Origin of the sequence: Flavobacterium haoranii (genome assembly GCF_009363055.1) — a bacterium.
GTDB lineage: Bacteria > Bacteroidota > Bacteroidia > Flavobacteriales > Flavobacteriaceae > Flavobacterium > Flavobacterium haoranii.
Window position 1 is genome coordinate 2412650 of record NZ_CP045292.1, and the last position, 18030, is coordinate 2430679.

The following is an 18030-nucleotide window of genomic DNA, read 5'->3' on the forward strand; positions in this document are numbered from 1 at the left end:
TTTTGGGGTTATTTATTTTTTATAAGCCAATCTTCAAATTGTTTTTTGGCTTGTACAATCATATAATTCTCTGATGAAATAGAATAGGCAGTATCTTTTATTTTATAGTCTTTGTATTCTTTTAATAATGTCAACGCAACGTTTGCAGATTCTTTTGATAGGAAACCGTGCATTACAACAAAATCATTTTCTAAGTTATATAAATCTACAGAAACTTTTAGGTCGGTATTGTGACTATCTTCTATATATTTATTTAACACTTTTGTTAGTTTTTCGTAATTTTCTCCTTCAACATAAGTTTTAGGGAAAATTAGTTTCCAACTTCTTTTGTCTTCCGTTGTAAATTCTAAAGCTTCTAATTTTGGAACATCGTTGTCTAAAATTTCTTGAGCTTGTTTTCCTTCTTCGTTGTTCGGATAAGTTAATGCTACATAATTTAAAGCAGATTTATAACTCTCTAAACCATTTGTTCTTGCTAATACTTTCGCTTTTAATAACTCATATTTCGGCATCATTTCGTCACCAAAATAATCAATTGTTTTTTGATTAACTTCATTATAAGCAAATCGAATATCGCCTGATTCATATTTTTTATAAAGTTTACTAAAATATAATTCAGGGTTTTCTTCGTCTTCTAATACAACAGATGGATTTTGAACAATTTGCGCATATCGACTATCAGGATAATTTGTGATAATATCGTTTTTATACACCAATGCTTTATCAGATTTTAGAATTTCGTAGATCTTGAACAAGTTGTATTTAGCTGGAAGAATTAATCGTTCTTCAGGATTGTTTTTTAGTAATTGTTCTAATCTATTCGCAGCTAATTCATATTCTTTAAACTTTTCTTTATAGATTAGTCCAAGTTGATAATACGCATCGTTTCTATCTCGACCTAAGCTGTCAATAATTTTTTGATCTGTTGGTAATTGACTAATATAAAAATCTGTTGTGTAAGCAGGGTTTTCAACAATCTCTTCTTTTTCTTCATTAATAGTATCGTTTTCAGCAAAATCATTATCTGAGAAATCTTCGCCGCCTTTTAATTGTCTCCAATTTTCTTTATATTTTCTATTACCCCATTTTTTCTTGAATTCGATTTTTCCGTAACTAACTGTAGAAGGATTGTAGAAATAGAAATTGCTTGAAGAAGCTAAGTCGTTTCCGCCCATCGGAGGAAGCATGCCTTGCATTTTAATAGCATTTGGATTTGGATTGAAACTAGGATTTGGATTGTTTCCTCCAGCCAAGTTAGCTTCTTTGTTAGCTTCTTTTTCGGCTTTTTCAGCAGCAAGTTTTGCTTTTCTTTCGTCTTCTTTTTTAAGTTTTAAGATGTAATTTTCAAAATATGCTTTTTTCCCTTCATCATTCATAGCAACAATAGAAAGAATACTATCATTTTGTTTTGCTATATCTTCATAATATATAACATCTACTAAATTGTCTCTTTTTTTCTTAATTTTTCGATATTCTCTAGTTTTATCATCTAAACGTAAAAGTGTACTGTCGTAATATGCTCCAGCAGTTTTGTATTTGGCATTTCTAAAATTAATTTCGCCAATATTTCTATAGTTTGAAGCAACTAAATATTGATCTTGCGATTGTAATTTGTTTGATAAATTGTAAAATCTTTTTGCTAAAGAATCTTGCTCAAACTTATCGTAAAAAATTCCTTTTTGATGATACAAAATATTCAAATATGGTCTATTTTCTCTATCAGCAATAAGTTTGTTGAATTTTTCTAAGAACGCTATAGTATCACCATTTTTATAATCGAATTGAGCAGCTTGCTTAGCATGAGCTTGTATGACATATCTGCGTGGCGATTTTCTTTTTAAATCGATAACTTCTTGAAAAGTAGTAAATGCACTATCTGCATAATTCATTTTTTCATAAAGCTGACCTAATATAAAAGTATATCTGGCTTTTTCTTCTTTGTTTTTAGTAAAGGTTTTGGAAATTTTAAGTGTTGCAACGGCGCTATCTGTTGCTTCTATGTTTAAATAAGCCTGAGTTAGCATAGCGTTAGCATCAGCTAAATCTTGACCATCAATTTTTTCGTTATCTAAAAGTTTCTTTAAATTTTTAATTGCCGTTTCGTTATTATCGATGCGGATGTTTACTTTTTCTCTCCAAACTTTAGCATGATATATTTTATCGCTGTTTGGATATTTGTATAAAATATAATTTAAAGCTTCTAATGCCGGAATGAATCGGTTGTCGTAATAACGCGCTTTACCAAGGAGTAAATACGCTTCATCCATTTGAGGGTTTTTTTCAAGTCCCCCAATATTCATAGAATGTTTTTGAATTGCTTTTACCGCTTTTTCTTCGGCTCTTTCAAAGTTTGTGTTTTTGGTTTGTCCAGGTAAAATGCTTTCTTCTTTGTCAGGCATTCTTTCTACTGGTAAAACATCCCAAAAATTATCGTTATAAGTTGCAACTAGTTCAGTTAGGCCAGTTTCCATGGCTAAATTTCCATTGTATAGAATATTGTATTCAGTTGTAACTGAATGAAAACTGCGATTTAAAAACCTGTCTTTTTTTACAGAACAAGCAATAACTGTAAAAACGATAGCGGTTACAAATAGATATTTATAAAGAGTCTTTTTCAAGTTTAAAGTTGTTTAATTCCTTTAACTACAAAACCTTAGTTTTAGTATAAAGAACGGTAAAAATACGTTTCTTTTTCTTATATGAAAAAAAAAAAAGACTTTTTTAAAAGTCTTCTGTATTTTTTAAATCTTTAATCACTTTAAAAGCAATATCAATTTGTTTGTCGTGAACTATAACTGTAAATTCATTTGTGGTTGAAATTACTTCGTGAATGATAACGCCTTCCCATGCTAATCTTTGGAAAATATAGTAGAAAACACCAGGAATTGTAACGTTTACTTGAGGTAATTTTACAGTAATTGATGATAAATCATCTACACGATGTGTTCTTTTTTCGTTTTTAAATATTTCTTCAACATTTGCAGAAATAGACGAACTTACAACAATATTTGATTCGTTTACACCTCTTGATGAAGTATAAAACAAATCTTTATTTTTATTTACTTCTGAAATTAATCTAGCTTGATTCTCCAGTAAAGTTTCCGAAACTACAAATGCATAATCTACTAAAGATGAACGAACAGTAATTTCTCCAATATTTCTTAATACTTTAGAGATTTTATGATTTATTCTAAAATCGAGTTCTTCTGACAAACGCTTTAATGCCATTACCACAGCACCTTGCTTTACATCTTTGCCTAATTCTTTTTCAATTTCAGGCATCATAATTCTTGCTAAAGAAGTCAGATTTATAATACCTTGAGAAATGGAATTTAATAAGAAGGGCTTTGTTTTGATGTAGTGCTCAACAACTGAAGAAATTGTTTTCATTTTTTAGTTTCTTGCAAATTTACAAATAAAAACACATATTGTTATGAAATTAACTTAAAAATAATAAAAAGCATCTGTTAAGTGTTCAATGTTATGATTTTGTTTGTTTGTTGTAATTGCGATAATATCAAAACGGATTTCTACATCTAAGTCGTTTTTTTCTACATATTCGTTTACAGCTTTAACTAAAAGTTGAATTTTTTTAGGCTTTACGAAATCTTGTGGAAGTCCAAATTCAATGCTCGATCGTGTTTTTACTTCAACAATAGCAAGAGTATTTTCTTTTTGAGCAATAATATCAATTTCGGCTTTGTCAAATCGCCAATTGGTTTCTAAAATTTCATAGCCTTGCTCTATAAGAAATTCAACCGCAAGTTCTTCTCCTAATTTTCCTAACTCATTATGCTTTGCCATAATTAGTTCTTGAATTGTAATTTTACTTCTTTATCATTCACTTCAAATTCAACTTGACTTCCTAAAATTAAAGTACGATTGTCTTTTTGATGTCCGGCAGGAAAATCGAACGCAATAGGAATGTTGTATTCCTTAGTGATTTCATTTATAATTTGCACTTCATTTTGTCCAAATGGAATTTCATTATCGTGCATATCGGTCATACTTCCAACAATAATTCCTTTTACATTTTCGAAATAGCCATTACGTTTTAAATTATACATCATTCGGTCGATGTGATATAAATATTCGTCTAAATCTTCAATGAATAGAACTTTATCTTTTGTATTAATCGACGATTTTGAACCCAATAAACTATATAAAATAGAAATATTTCCGCCAACTAATTCCCCTTTGGCTTTTCCATTTCTGTTATATGAAACCGATGGAACATCATAAAAAATTGGTACTCCAAATAAAGCCTTTCGTAAAGTTTCTTTAACTTCTTCGGTTGCTCTTGGAACCGTAAAAGGCATTATACTATGTAAAGTTGCAATTCTAAGTGTGTTTAAATGACTATGTAAAACAGTAACATCAGAAAATCCCATAATCCATTTTGGATGTTTTTTCATTGAAGAAAAATCTATAGAATCTATTATTCTAACGGTTCCATATCCGCCACGAGCACACCAAATCGCTTTGATGTTTGGATTATCTATTTGTTCTTGCAAATCGGCAGCTCTTTCTCTATCTGTTCCGCCTAATTGACAACTGTCTTTACCAATTGTACTTCCAAGTTTTACTTTTAATCCCCACGATTCTAATAATTCAATAGCAGGTTTTGCATCTTCGGGAAAAAATTTACGAGCCGTACAAACAATAGCAACTGTGTCGCCTTTTTTTAAATAAGGAGGAATAATCATTTTCTTTTGGGAATATGAATTTTGAATTAAAAACAATATGATTATAAAGAATCTTATCATGTTCTGAAATAATCTGTAACCAAAAATACACAAAATCAGAACAAAAATTCGTGTAATCGTGACGAATGAATTATTTTTGTGTCAAATTTTGAAACAATGTTAGAAAATCCGAAAAGATATACGATTACAGCAGCCTTACCTTACACAAACGGACCTATTCATATTGGTCATTTAGCTGGGGTTTATGTTCCTGCTGATATTTATGCGCGTTATTTACGTTTACAAGGAAAAGATGTGGCTTACATTTGTGGAAGCGATGAGCATGGAGTAGCGATTTCAATGAAAGCTAAAAAAGAAGGCATCACACCGCAAGAAGTAATTGATAAATACGACGGAATTATTCGTAAATCTTTTGAAGACTTCGGAATTTCTTTTGATAATTACTCAAGAACTTCTCGTAAAATTCATCATGATACCGCTTCAGCTTTTTTTAGAAAATTATATGAAGATGGAAAATTTATTGAAGAAACTACAGAACAATTATACGACGAAAAAGCGAATCAATTCTTAGCTGATCGTTTTGTAACAGGAACTTGTCCGAAATGCGGGAACGAAGAAGCTTATGGCGACCAATGTGAAAAATGTGGAACCTCATTAAATGCAACCGATTTAATCAATCCAAAATCGACGATTACTGGAACAAAACCTGTTTTAAAAGCAACAAAACATTGGTTTTTACCTTTAAATGAATACGATGCTTTCTTAAAAGAATGGATTTTAGAAGGACATAAAAATGATTGGAAAGCAAATGTTTACGGTCAAGTTAAATCGTGGGTTGATGCTGGTTTAGAACCAAGAGCGGTAACGCGCGATTTAGATTGGGGAATTGATGTTCCAGTTGAAGGTGCTGAAGGAAAAAAATTATACGTTTGGTTCGATGCACCTATTGGCTACATTTCTTCTACAAAAGAATGGGCAGCACGAGAAGGAAAAGATTGGGAACCATATTGGAAAGATCAAGACACTAAATTAGTTCATTTCATAGGAAAAGACAATATTGTTTTCCATTGTATTATTTTCCCAGCGATGTTAAAAGCACATCGAGATTATATTTTACCAGATAATGTTCCAGCAAACGAATTTTTAAATTTAGAAGGAAATAAATTATCAACTTCTAAAAATTGGGCAGTATGGTTACACGAATATTTAGAAGATTTTCCAGGAAAAGAAGATGCTTTACGTTATGCTTTAACGGCAAATGCTCCAGAAACAAAAGATAACGATTTCACTTGGAAAGATTTTCAAGCAAGAAACAACAATGAGTTAGCAGCTATATTTGGAAATTTCATTAATCGCGTAGTAGTATTAACTAATAAATATTACGATGGAATTATTCCTACACCTAATGAATTTTCTGATGTTGACGAACAAACTTTGGCTGAACTAAAAGCGTATCCAGCAGTTATTGCATCTTCAATTGAAAGATATAGATTTAGAGAAGCTTTAGGCGAAATGATGAATGTGGCACGTCTAGGAAATAAATATTTAGCCGATGAAGAACCATGGAAAATGATTAAAGAAAATCCTGAAAGAGTAAAAACACAAATGTATGTGGCGTTGCAAATTGCTTCAGCTTTAGCAGTTCTTTCGGAACCATTTTTACCTTTTACATCTGAAAAATTAAAACGCATCCTTGTCATTTCGAACGAAAGTGAGAAATCTCATAACGCTTGGAAAATGATTGAAGAAGGAAAAGAAATTATTAGTCCAAATCACCAAATTGGTCAAGCTGAAATTTTATTCGCACAAGTTGAAGATACTGAAATCCAAAAACAATTAGACAAATTAGAAGCAAGTAAAAAAGCAAATAAAGCGGCAAGTATGAGTGCAGAACCACAAAAAGATGTTGCAACATTCGACGATTTTACAAAACTAGATTTACGTGTTGGTACCATTATCGAAGCAGAGAAAATGCCAAAAGCTAACAAACTTTTAGTTTTAAAAGTTGATACTGGAATTGATGTAAGAACAATTGTTTCGGGAATTGCTGAACATTTTTCTCCTGAAGAAGTTGTAGGTAAACGCGTAACAGTATTAGTAAATTTAGCACCAAGAGCACTTCGTGGTGTTGAAAGTGCTGGTATGATTTTAATGACTAATAATGCCGAAGGGAAATTAGTTTTCGTAAATCCAGATGCAGAAGGCGTTTTAAATGGCGCTACAATTAGTTAATTATTTACCATTATAAGTGTTCATGGCATTATTTAAACCTGCTAGAACAAACTCTTGAACAGCTTCAGAAGATATTTTTAATCTTTCCTGAAGCTTTTCTTTTTCTTCTTCGCTCCATTCCCCTAAAACATAATCTACTTGCTGTCCTTTTTTAAAGGCATCGCTAATACCAAATCTAAATCTTGGGTATTCAGTTGTATTTAATAAAAGTTGAATATTTTTTAATCCGTTATGACCGCCATCACTTCCTTTACTTTTAATTCTAATGGTTCCAAAAGCAAGGTTTAAATCATCGGTAATAACAAGAATGTTATCTTTTGCAATATTTTCTTTATCCATCCAATATTTAACTGCTTTTCCACTTAAATTCATGTAAGTGTTTGGCTTTAATAAAAAAACAGTTCTTCCTTTAATTCGGTATTCAGCAATATCGCCAAGTTTGGCTGTACTGAAGGTTAAATTTTCTTGTTTTGCAATAAAATCTAGTACTTTAAACCCAATATTGTGACGTGTGTTTACATATTCACTTCCAATATTTCCTAAACCAACAATTAGATATTTCTTCACAGTATTATTTTCTTTTTTATTAAACAGATTGAAAAACCATTTCATTTAGCAAAAGTAATTCAAACTTTAGTTTATTCATAAAAAAAAGCACCTCGAAAGGTGCTTTTAGTATAGGATTTAAAAAAATTATTTTTTCTTTCCTTTTGCAGATTTTTCTGCTTTTGCAGCTTCTTGAGCAGCTTTCATAGCAGCACGAGAAATCTTCACTTGACAAACTACTGTATTGTCTGGGTGCATAATTTTAAAGTTATCTGCAACAATTTTAGTTACATATAAACGGTTACCCATTTCAAGAGGAGTAATATCAGCCTCTACGAAGTCAGGTAAGTTTTTAGGTAAAGCTTTAACTTTTAAACGACGTTGGTTTAAACGTAAAGTACCACCAGACATTACACCTGGAGATTTACCAATAACTTTTACTGGAACTTCCATGATGATTTCTTTATTTTCATCTAATTGGAAGAAGTCGATGTGTAAAATTTTGTCAGAAACTGGATCGAATTGAATATCTTGTAAGATACAATCAATTGATTTTTCACCTTCTAATTCAACTACAACAGTATGCGCATTTGGAGTGTAAACTAAACCTTTAAATGCTCTTTCATCTGCTGAAAAATGTACTGGTTGCTCTCCTCCGTAAATAACGCAAGGAACGAATCCAGCATCGCGTACCGCTTTAGTCGCCTTTTTGCCTACGCTTTCTCTTTTTTGTCCTTTGATAGTAATTGACTTCATTATATAAAATTAAATATTTAATATTCTATATTACATTAAAAACTTACCACTAATAGAATTGTTATTTTGTACCATATGCATTACTTCTGCAAATAAATCGGCACATGAAACAACTTTAATTTTGCTTGATTCTTTCTTTAAAGGAATTGAATCGGTAACAATTAATTCTAAAAGTTGTGAATTTTCAATTTTTTCGTACGCTTCACCCGATAAAATTGGGTGTGTACAAATTGCTCTCACACTTAGAGCGCCTCTTTCCATCATTACATCAGCAGCTTTTGCTAATGTTCCTCCTGTATCTATCATGTCATCAACCAAGATAACATTTCTTCCTTTTACATCTCCAATTAGCTCCATAGTGTCAATTACATTAGCTTTTTTACGTTGCTTGTAACAAACTACTACATCAGATTCTAGGAATTTAGAATAAGCGTAAGCTCTTTTTGAACCTCCCATATCTGGAGATGCAATAGTTAAGCTGTCTAAATTTAAACTCTTTACGTAAGGTAAAAAGATTGTAGAAGCGAATAAATGATCCACTGGTTTTTCAAAGAAACCTTGAATTTGATCTGCATGTAAATCCATGGTCATAATTCTAGTTGCACCTGCAGCTTCTAATAATTTAGCAACCAATTTTGCTCCAATTGGAACTCTTGGTTTGTCTTTTCTGTCTTGTCTTGCCCATCCAAAATAAGGAATAACAGCAGTAATGTGTCTTGCTGATGCTCTTTTTGCAGCATCAATCATTAGCAATAACTCCATTAAGTTATCCGAACTTGGGAAAGTAGAACATACTAAAAACACCCGTAAACCTCGAATTGATTCTTCAAAAGAAGGTTGAAACTCTCCGTCACTATATTTTGAGAACGTTACTTTACCTAGCGGAACTCCATAGCTTTGTGCTATCTTCTCAGCTAGATACACACTTTGAGAACACGCAAAAATTTTTGCTTCTGGCTCTTTGTATGACATTTTAATTTGTTGTTTGGTAGTTAGTTAGTGTTGTGTTGTTGTAAATCAGGGTGCAAATTTAGAAATAAATTTTTACTCTGAAAGTAATTTTTAAACTATTTTGGTTTTGATATTGGAAAATTTCAATACATTTGCACTCACATTTTAAGCCGCGATGGCGGAATTGGTAGACGCGCACGACTCAAACTCGTGTTCTACGGAGTGTGGGTTCGATTCCCACTCGCGGTACAAAGCTCTAACTTTTGTTAGGGCTTTTTTTATTCAATAAGTTTTTTGGTAATGCTTTTACTTGCTGTTAATGAAGCTAAATATCCTAATATAGAAATGGTAAGCGCAACAATTAGTAAGTTTTTAAGTTCAAATTTAATAGGATAAGGTAGTGTAGGAGTTATCATTATTAAATTTAGTTTTTGCTGAAGTACTACAAGAATAATTCCTAAAATAATTCCTATTACACTTCCAAAAATAGTTAGCAACAAACCCTGAGCTAAAAATATTTTTCTAATTTCTTTAATGCCTAAGCCTAAACTATTTAATGTTTTTAAGTTTGATTTCTTTTCTATTATCATCATGATTAAAGCACCAATTAAATTGAAAAGTGCAATAATAATGACTAAAGTAAAAATTAAATAAACTGCAATATTCTCAGTATTGAGCATTTTATAGAGAGAATCGTTTATTTGAATTCTGTTTTTTATTTCTATGTCGTTTTGAAATATAGTTTGTAGTTGGTTTCTAAATGCATCTTCATCACTATTTGGTTTTAGCTTAAATTCAATTCCAGTAACTTGATTTGGTTGAAATTTCACCAGTTGTTCAGCTAATTCTAAATTGCAAAAAATGTATTTAGCATCTAAATCTTCGCTTACATTATAAATACCAACCGTATTTAAAGGAGCAGTTAAAAAAGCGTCTTCTTCGTTTTCAATTAAACCTTTTCCTGCTTTTGGAGAATATACTTTTAAGCTATTAGTATAATCGAAAAGTCCCAATCCAAGCTTTCTACTAATTTCCGAACCTACAACCACTTCGTTTGAATTTGGGTGAAGCCAATTTCCTACATATAAATGATTTTCAATATCAGTAACATTATTGTATTTTTCGTCAACACCTTTAATATAGCCAACTAATTCTTTATCATTGTAAAAAAACAATACGCGTTCTTCTATAATTTTAGAGTAACTTTCTAGAGAATTAATTTTGTTAAGTTGATAGAGTTGTTCGTTTGAAATAAAAATTGATTTACCTGTTTTAGGAGTAATAACGAAATCGGGATCGATTGCATTTGTAAAGCTTAAGCTGAAATCACGTAAACCACTAAAAACTGAAAGTACAACAAAAAGTGCCATTGTTCCAGCAATTACTCCTAAAGAAGCTATCATGGTAATAATATTGATAGCCGAATTTTTACTAAAACTTATGGCATAACGCTTAGCTATGTAAAGCGAAAAATTCAAAATTATGACTTTTTACGTTTGTATAATAAGTCGGGGTTTTGAACTGGATTTTCTTTTCCAGACAATGCGTTGTCAATTTTTTCGATGTAGTCTAAACTGTCATCAATGTAAAAAATTAAATCAGGTACTTTTCTAAGTTGATTTTTTACTCGCTGAGCTAAATCATGTTTGATTAAAGGAGTATTCTCTTTAATTGCAGACAAAATTTCTTTTCCTTTTTCAGACGGAAATATACTTAAATATACTTTAGCAATTGATAAATCTGAAGTAACATTTACTTTTGAAACAGAGATGATTAAGTTTGTAATTCCATTTTTACGAATTTCTCCCTGTAAAATATCTACAATATCACTTTGTAGTAATTGACCAATTTTCTTTTGTCTATTTGTTTCCATTTTGCAAAAATACAAATAAACTAAATAGTATTGCTTAATTTTATGATGCTAAAGATTGTTTATTTTTTTAGTACTCCTAATTTTGTTGTAAAAATTAATCAGATTAAATTATTAAGAAAATGAATAAGATAGAACATATTGGTATTGCAGTTAAGAATTTAGAAGAATCGAATCTTTTGTTTGAAAAGCTCTTTGGAGCTCTTGCATATAAACAAGAAGAAGTGGAGAGTGAAGGGGTAAAAACTTCTTTTTTTATGAATGGTCCAAATAAAATTGAATTATTAGAAGCAACAAGAGAAGATAGTCCAATTGCTAAATTTATCGATAAAAAGGGTGAGGGTATTCATCATATCGCTTTTGATGTGGATGACATAGTTTTAGAAATGGAACGTTTAAAAAATGAAGGCTTTGTATTATTAAATGAAGCTCCAAAGTCTGGAGCCGACAATAAATTAGTAGCTTTCTTACATCCTAAGACGACTAATGGTGTACTAATTGAGCTTTGTCAAGAAAAAAGATAAAAAATTTTGTCTAACAAAAAAATAGTAGTAATATTGCAACCTCAAAACTGGTCCTATAGCTCAGTTGGTTAGAGCACCTGACTCATAATCAGGTGGTCCCTGGTTCGAGCCCAGGTGGGACCACTGCCTTGCCCGAAAGGGCATTTTTTTTAGTGCGAAAGTTAAATTTTTATATTTTTTTAAGTTTTTTTTCTAAAAATATTGATTAATATAAAAATATTTATATTTTCGTAACCAGAAAGAATTGCGGTAAATGTTAAAAAAAGATTAACAAACTGTTAAAGCGATTAAGCATTAATTAAAATTAATATTTTTGTGGCCTATGAAAATAGCTATACATAAAATACTAGTCCTTTTTATAAGTGTGTTTACTTGTAACATTGCTTTAGCAGCTGAGGTGCCTCCTCCGCCAGCACCCCTAACTACAACACCTGGTTTACCTATTGATGGTGGACTAGTAATAATGTTTTTCGCCGCACTTATACTTGGTTATCTAGTTTCTACGAAATATATATTCAATAAAAAAAGCTCTTTATAAGAGCTTTTTTTATGTTATTTATTTAATTCGAACAATCTTTTTACATATTTCCCAACGACATCAAATTCGAGATTAACAATTGTGCCTATTTTAAAAGAATGGAAATTTGTATTTTCATAAGTGTAAGGTATAATTGCTACGCTAAATTCATTCTTCTTTGAATTTACTACAGTTAAACTCGTTCCATTTATAGTAATTGACCCTTTTTCAATTGTGATGTTGCTTAAGGTTTCGTCGTATTCAAAAGTAAAATACCAACTTCCATTAGAATTTTCTATTGCAATACATTTTCCAGTTTGGTCAACATGGCCTTGCACAATGTGTCCGTCCAATCTGTCTCCAAGTTTCATGGCGCGCTCCAGATTAACAATATCTCCTACTTGCCATTCACCAATATTTGTTTTTAAAATGGTTTCTTTAATGGCTACAACAGAGTAGTTGTCCTCTTTTATTTCTACTACTGTAAGGCAAATTCCATTATGAGCAACACTTTGATCAATTTTCAATTCATTTGTAATGTTAGATTGAATGGTTATTATTAAATTTTCCTGATCTTTTACAATTTTTTTAATTGTTCCAAGTGTTTCTATTATTCCGGTAAACATAACTTGATTTTATTTACTAAATTTGTACCCCAAAAGTAAGGAATTAAAAAACCAAATATGCTTAAAAAAGCTGAAAATATAATTGTAGGAATTTCTGTAGGAGATTTAAATGGAATTGGTCCAGAAGTTATTTTGAAAACATTTGAAGATACAAGAATGTTAGAACTTTGTACACCAGTTGTTTTTGCTAATGCTAAAATTATTTCTTTTTTAAGAAAATCTCTCAACATTAATATCAATATTCACGGAATAGATAAATTAGACCAAATTGTATTGGGTAAATTTAATGTACTTAACGTTTGGAAAGAAGGAGTTAATTTAGAGTTCGGAAAAACTGATGAAAATGTTGGTAAATATGCTATTAAATCTTTTGTCAAAGCAACAGAAGCTTTAAAAAATGGTTCGGTAGATGTCTTAGTTACGGCGCCAATAAATAAATACAATATTCAATCTGAAGAATTTAATTTTCCTGGGCATACTGATTATTTAGCAAAAGAGCTAGAAGGCGATGCTTTAATGTTGATGGTAAACGGAGAATTAAGAGTAGGGCTTTTAACAGATCATATTCCAGTTAACAAAGTAGCGGAATATGTAAATGCAGAATTACTTCAAAAGAAAATTGCCGTTATTAATAAAACCTTAATTGAAGATTTTAAAATTTCAAAACCCAAAATTGCTGTTTTAGGTTTAAATCCTCATAGTGGCGATAATGGTGTAATAGGTAAAGAAGAAGAAACGATCATAAAACCAACTTTAAAAAAAATATTTGAAGAGGGAACAATGGTCTTTGGTCCATATTCGTCAGATAGTTTTTTTGGATCTAATTTATATGAAAAGTTTGATGCTGTTTTGGCAATGTACCATGATCAAGGTTTGATTCCGTTTAAAACACTATCTTTTGGTAAAGGAGTGAATTATACGGCTGGACTTAATAAAGTGAGAACTTCTCCTGATCACGGAACTGCTTTTGAAATAGCAGGAAAAGGAGAGGCAAGTCATGAGTCTTTCAGAGAAGCTGTATATAAGGCAATTGATATTTACAGTAACAGAGGAGAGTACTTAGAATTGTCAGAAAATCCTTTAAAAATAAAAGAAAATACGTTATAAACAAAAAAATGTTAATAACCAGTTTTATTTTATAATAAAATTAATATCTTTGCAACCCCGAATAAATGGGTAAACTGTTGTCATGAAGAATTTTAAAGAATTTTTAATTCCGTTTACGGGATTAAAGTTTGGGAAACATCAGTTTGATTATCAGGTAGATAATTCGTTCTTTGAGCATTTTGACTATAATGAATTTAACAATGCAAATATTAATGTTAAAGTAGTTTTAGATAAAAAATCAACGATGTTAGAGTTAACTTTTAAGCATGAAGGTACGGTTAATGTTCCTTGTGACTTGTCAAATGAAGACTTTGATTTAAAGATTAAAGGTAATTTAAAACTTATAGTCAAGTTTGGGGAAGAGTTCAACGATGAAAATGAAGAAATGTTGATTCTTCCGCATGGAGAGTTTCAAGTAGATGTTTCGCAATACATATATGAAATGATTGTATTGTCAGTTCCAGCAAAAAGAATACATCCTGGAGTTAAGGATGGAACTTTAGGTACAGAAACAATCGAAAAATTGGAAGCGTTATCTCCAAAAAAAGAAATTGAAAAAGAGAAAGATGAAATAGACCCTAGATGGGCAGAATTAAAAAAACTATTAACGGATAAAAATAAGTAAAAATGGCACATCCTAAGAGAAGACAGTCGTCGACAAGAAGAGATAAGAGAAGAACGCATTATAAGGCGTCAACTCCTCAAATTGCTACATGTCCGGTAACTGGTGAAGCACACTTGTACCACAGAGCTTACTGGCACGAAGGAAAATTATACTACAGAGGACAAGTTGTAGTTGACAAAACTGAGGCAGTAGCTTAATGGTTTTGAGATAGCATAAAAAACTCTCACATTGTGAGAGTTTTTTTGTTATTAGCTGGTTTTTAAGGAGATAATTATCGAATCATAATTTTATTTTTTTCGATTTTTTTCGTAATTTCCACCACTTTTTGATTTTTTTAAAATCGAGAGGAAAATTAGTTTTTATGAATAAAGTAACAGCAGCAATTACAGCTATAGGTTCATATGTTCCTGAATTTGTACTTTCAAATCAAGTGCTTGAAAGTATGGTAGATACAAACGATGAGTGGATTACTACCAGAACAGGAATCAAAGAAAGAAGATTATTAAAAGAAGAAGAAGGAAAAGGTACTTCTTTTTTAGCCATTAAGGCAGCAAAAAATCTGCTTGAAAAAGCCAATTTGGACCCAAAAGAAATTGATTTGGTAATTTTGGCAACTGCAACTCCCGATATGCCTGTTGCTTCAACAGGAGTTTTTGTAGCAACACAAATTGGCGCAACAAATGCTTTCGCTTACGATCTACAAGCAGCATGTTCAAGTTTTCTTTACGGGATGTCTACAGCATCAGCTTACATTGAATCAGGAAGATATAAAAAAGTATTATTAATAGGTGCCGATAAAATGTCATCTATTATTGATTATACTGATAGAGCTACTTGTATTATTTTTGGAGATGGCGCAGGAGCAGTTTTATTTGAACCAAATACCGAAGGATTAGGCTTCCAAGATGAATTTTTAAGAAGTGATGGAATTGGTCGCGAATATTTAAAAATTGATGCAGGTGGATCAATTTTGCCTCCAACAGAAGAAACCGTAAAAAATAAACAACATTTTGTGTTTCAAGATGGTAAAACAGTTTTTAAATATGCAGTTTCTGGGATGGCTGATGTAAGTGAAAAAATCATGCAACGCAACAATTTGTCTCATGAAGATGTAAATTGGTTAGTAGCACATCAAGCAAATAAAAGAATCATTGATGCAACTGCAAATAGAATGGGTGTAGATGAGTCTAAGGTTTTAGTAAACATCCATAGATATGGAAATACAACTTCGGCTACTTTACCACTTTTATTGTGTGATTTTGAAAAACAACTTAAAAAAGGTGATAATATAATTTTTGCTGCTTTTGGAGGTGGATTCACATGGGGATCTATTTATCTAAAATGGGCTTATGACACAAAATAACAAACTATACTAAACCAAATTTAAAATTTTGTAAACATGGATATTAGAGAAATTCAAAATTTGATCAAATTTGTAGCAAAATCTGGAGCTACAGAGGTGAAATTAGAAATGGACGATTTCAAAATCACTATTAAAACTACAGCTGAAGGAACAGAGCCTACAACAACTTTTGTTCAACATGTTCCTGTAACAAATGCATTGCCTCAAGCTGCAGCACCACAACCTGTTGCGCCTACAGCACCTGCTGCTCCAGCTGCACCTGAAACTGCTTCTGACGATAGTAAATATATCACTATTAAATCGCCAATGATTGGTACTTTTTATAGAAAACCAGCTCCAGACAAGCCTGTTTTTGTTGAAGTTGGTACTTCAATTGGTAAAGGAGATGTGGTGTGTGTTATCGAAGCAATGAAATTATTTAACGAAATTGAATCAGAGGTTTCTGGTAAAATTGTTAAAATTTTAGTGGATGATTCATCTCCAGTAGAATTCGATCAACCATTATTCTTAGTTGATCCATCATAATAAGTTAGAAGTTAGAAGTTAGAAGTTAGAAGTTTTTCTTACTTCATAATTGTCTAATTGACACATTGTCTAATTGTCTAATTAAAAAAAGATGTTTAAAAAGATATTAATTGCCAATAGAGGTGAAATTGCACTACGTGTAATTAGAACCTGTAAAGAAATGGGTATTAAAACGGTAGCGGTTTACTCTACTGCAGATGCAGATAGTTTACACGTTCGTTTTGCTGATGAAGCGGTTTGTATTGGTCCGCCTCCAAGTAACCTTTCTTACTTAAAAATGTCAAATATTATTGCTGCTGCAGAAATAACAAATGCAGATGCAATTCACCCAGGATATGGTTTCTTGTCTGAAAATGCTAAGTTTTCAAAAATTTGTGAAGAGCACGGAATTAAATTCATTGGTGCTTCTGCAGAAATGATTGAAAAAATGGGAGACAAAGCAACTGCAAAAGCTACTATGGAAGCTGCAGGTGTACCTTGTGTTCCAGGTTCTAAAGGAATTTTAGAATCGTTTGAAGACGCTAAAAAAGTAGCTAAGAAAATTGGTTATCCAGTTATGATGAAAGCTACTGCTGGTGGTGGTGGAAAAGGAATGCGTGCTATTTGGAAAGAAGAAGAATTATTAAAAGCTTGGGAAAGTGCTCGTCAAGAGGCTGCTGCGGCTTTTGGTAATGATGGTATGTACATGGAAAAATTAATTGAAGAACCACGTCATATTGAAATTCAAGTAGTAGGTGATTCATTTGGTAAAGCATGCCACTTATCAGAAAGAGATTGTTCTGTACAAAGAAGACACCAAAAGTTAACGGAAGAAACGCCTTCTCCATTTATGACGCCTGAGTTGCGTGATGCTATGGGTGAAGCAGCAGTAAAAGCAGCAGAATATATTAAATATGAAGGTGCTGGAACTGTTGAGTTCTTAGTAGATAAGCATAGAAATTTCTATTTTATGGAAATGAATACGCGAATTCAAGTAGAGCACCCTATTACAGAACAAGTAGTAGATTATGATTTAATTCGTGAGCAAATTCTTGTAGCCGCTGGTGTGCCAATTTCTGGTAAAAATTACTATCCACAGTTACATTCTATTGAATGTCGTATTAATGCAGAAGATCCATATAATGATTTCCGACCTTCGCCAGGTAAAATTACGGTTTTACACGCCCCAGGTGGACACGGAGTTCGTTTAGATACGCACGTGTATGCTGGATATACAATTCCACCAAATTACGACTCTATGATTGCGAAGTTAATTACTACTGCACAAACACGTGAAGAAGCCATTAATAAAATGAAACGCGCTTTAGATGAGTTCGTAATTGAAGGAATTAAAACAACCATTCCTTTCCACAGACAGTTAATGGATGAACCAGATTATGTTGCTGGTAATTACACCACTAAGTTTATGGAATCTTTTAAGATGAATGAAGTTTAATAAATATAGAAATCCCGAGTTTTGCTCGGGATTTTTTTGTTTAGTTATTGCGAGTGTAACGAATCAATCTTGTTTTTTGCACGGATTATAAATCTGCGCTATTGGGATCTATTTTATCTTATTTTTATTTTTTATATCCATTCCAATTTTAAAAAAAATAGCCCCTATTACAAAAGCAAATAAAGCTTGTCACAAATTTATACCACCACTTGGCTCGCCATAATAATATAAATTACAAGCAATTATT

At 31.6% G+C, this 18030-nt stretch carries 18 protein-coding genes and 2 tRNA genes; 10 read left to right on the forward strand and 10 right to left on the reverse strand.

The window, feature by feature from the left end; genetic code table 11:
* Positions 1–8: 8 nt before the first annotated feature.
* From porW to GCU34_RS11485, 4 genes are all read right to left on the reverse strand, one after another.
* A complete protein-coding gene (porW, locus tag GCU34_RS11470; protein WP_072781934.1) occupies positions 9–2618 on the reverse strand; it encodes a type IX secretion system periplasmic lipoprotein PorW/SprE in 2610 nt (869 codons plus the stop codon).
* Between the two features lie 103 nt (positions 2619–2721).
* Positions 2722–3390 (reverse strand): aspartate kinase, encoded by a 669-nt coding sequence (locus GCU34_RS11475; protein ID WP_072781932.1) that lies wholly within the window; start codon positions 3388–3390, stop codon positions 2722–2724.
* A 54-nt stretch (positions 3391–3444) separates the two neighbouring features.
* A complete protein-coding gene (locus GCU34_RS11480) occupies positions 3445–3804 on the reverse strand; it encodes a YraN family protein (protein ID WP_072781931.1) in 360 nt (119 codons plus the stop codon).
* 2 nt (positions 3805–3806) lie between these two features.
* A complete protein-coding gene (locus GCU34_RS11485; RefSeq protein WP_072781929.1) occupies positions 3807–4706 on the reverse strand; it encodes a S66 peptidase family protein in 900 nt (299 codons plus the stop codon).
* A gap of 156 nt (positions 4707–4862) precedes the next feature.
* Between GCU34_RS11485 and metG the strand changes: the two genes are divergently transcribed.
* Positions 4863–6938, forward strand: a complete 2076-nt coding sequence (gene metG, locus GCU34_RS11490) for a methionine--tRNA ligase (RefSeq protein ID WP_072781927.1) — start codon at positions 4863–4865, stop codon at positions 6936–6938.
* Here metG and pth read toward each other — a convergent pair whose 3' ends face one another.
* The 3 genes from pth to GCU34_RS11505 all read right to left on the reverse strand — a co-directional run bounded on the left by pth (position 6939) and on the right by GCU34_RS11505 (position 9212).
* A complete protein-coding gene (pth, locus tag GCU34_RS11495) occupies positions 6939–7505 on the reverse strand; it encodes an aminoacyl-tRNA hydrolase (protein WP_072783393.1) in 567 nt (188 codons plus the stop codon).
* A 126-nt stretch (positions 7506–7631) separates the two neighbouring features.
* Entirely contained in the window at positions 7632–8240 is a 609-nt protein-coding gene (locus GCU34_RS11500; protein ID WP_072781926.1) for a 50S ribosomal protein L25/general stress protein Ctc, read from the reverse strand.
* Positions 8241–8270: 30 nt separating this feature from the next.
* On the reverse strand, positions 8271–9212 hold the full coding sequence (locus GCU34_RS11505; RefSeq protein WP_072781924.1) for a ribose-phosphate pyrophosphokinase: 942 nt from the start codon (positions 9210–9212) through the stop codon (positions 8271–8273).
* 148 nt (positions 9213–9360) lie between these two features.
* Between GCU34_RS11505 and GCU34_RS11510 the strand changes: the two genes are divergently transcribed.
* Positions 9361–9440 (forward strand) — tRNA-Leu (locus GCU34_RS11510).
* A 29-nt stretch (positions 9441–9469) separates the two neighbouring features.
* On the opposite strand, the gene GCU34_RS11515 is transcribed toward GCU34_RS11510, so the two are convergent.
* Both GCU34_RS11515 and rbfA read right to left on the reverse strand, forming a co-directional pair.
* Positions 9470–10669, reverse strand: coding sequence for an ABC transporter permease (locus GCU34_RS11515; RefSeq protein WP_072781922.1), 1200 nt, complete (start codon positions 10667–10669; stop codon positions 9470–9472).
* Between the two features lie 2 nt (positions 10670–10671).
* The gene (gene rbfA / locus GCU34_RS11520) at positions 10672–11064 is read right to left on the reverse strand and encodes a 30S ribosome-binding factor RbfA (RefSeq protein ID WP_072781920.1); all 393 of its coding nucleotides are present in this window, start codon (positions 11062–11064) and stop codon (positions 10672–10674) included.
* 119 nt (positions 11065–11183) lie between these two features.
* Here rbfA and mce point away from each other — a divergent pair, with 119 nt between their 5' ends.
* Positions 11184–11585 (forward strand): methylmalonyl-CoA epimerase, encoded by a 402-nt coding sequence (gene mce / locus GCU34_RS11525; RefSeq protein WP_072781918.1) that lies wholly within the window; start codon positions 11184–11186, stop codon positions 11583–11585.
* 49 nt (positions 11586–11634) lie between these two features.
* Positions 11635–11708 (forward strand) — tRNA-Ile (locus GCU34_RS11530).
* Positions 11709–12137: 429 nt separating this feature from the next.
* Here the strand turns inward: GCU34_RS11530 and GCU34_RS11540 are convergent.
* Entirely contained in the window at positions 12138–12728 is a 591-nt protein-coding gene (locus tag GCU34_RS11540; RefSeq protein ID WP_072781914.1) for a riboflavin synthase, read from the reverse strand.
* Between the two features lie 57 nt (positions 12729–12785).
* Here GCU34_RS11540 and pdxA point away from each other — a divergent pair, with 57 nt between their 5' ends.
* The 6 genes from pdxA to accC all read left to right on the forward strand — a co-directional run bounded on the left by pdxA (position 12786) and on the right by accC (position 17783).
* Positions 12786–13835 (forward strand): 4-hydroxythreonine-4-phosphate dehydrogenase PdxA, encoded by a 1050-nt coding sequence (gene pdxA / locus GCU34_RS11545; RefSeq protein ID WP_072781912.1) that lies wholly within the window; start codon positions 12786–12788, stop codon positions 13833–13835.
* A gap of 82 nt (positions 13836–13917) precedes the next feature.
* Complete coding sequence (locus GCU34_RS11550; RefSeq protein ID WP_072781910.1) at positions 13918–14460, forward strand: YceD family protein; 543 nt, start codon at positions 13918–13920, stop codon at positions 14458–14460.
* A 2-nt stretch (positions 14461–14462) separates the two neighbouring features.
* The gene (gene rpmF / locus GCU34_RS11555; RefSeq protein WP_072781908.1) at positions 14463–14657 is read left to right on the forward strand and encodes a 50S ribosomal protein L32; all 195 of its coding nucleotides are present in this window, start codon (positions 14463–14465) and stop codon (positions 14655–14657) included.
* Positions 14658–14821: 164 nt separating this feature from the next.
* Entirely contained in the window at positions 14822–15823 is a 1002-nt protein-coding gene (locus GCU34_RS11560) for a beta-ketoacyl-ACP synthase III (protein ID WP_072783391.1), read from the forward strand.
* Between the two features lie 36 nt (positions 15824–15859).
* Complete coding sequence (gene accB, locus GCU34_RS11565) at positions 15860–16348, forward strand: acetyl-CoA carboxylase biotin carboxyl carrier protein (RefSeq protein WP_072781906.1); 489 nt, start codon at positions 15860–15862, stop codon at positions 16346–16348.
* Positions 16349–16439: 91 nt separating this feature from the next.
* Complete coding sequence (gene accC / locus GCU34_RS11570) at positions 16440–17783, forward strand: acetyl-CoA carboxylase biotin carboxylase subunit (RefSeq protein ID WP_072781904.1); 1344 nt, start codon at positions 16440–16442, stop codon at positions 17781–17783.
* The last annotated feature ends 247 nt before the right edge of the window (positions 17784–18030 follow it).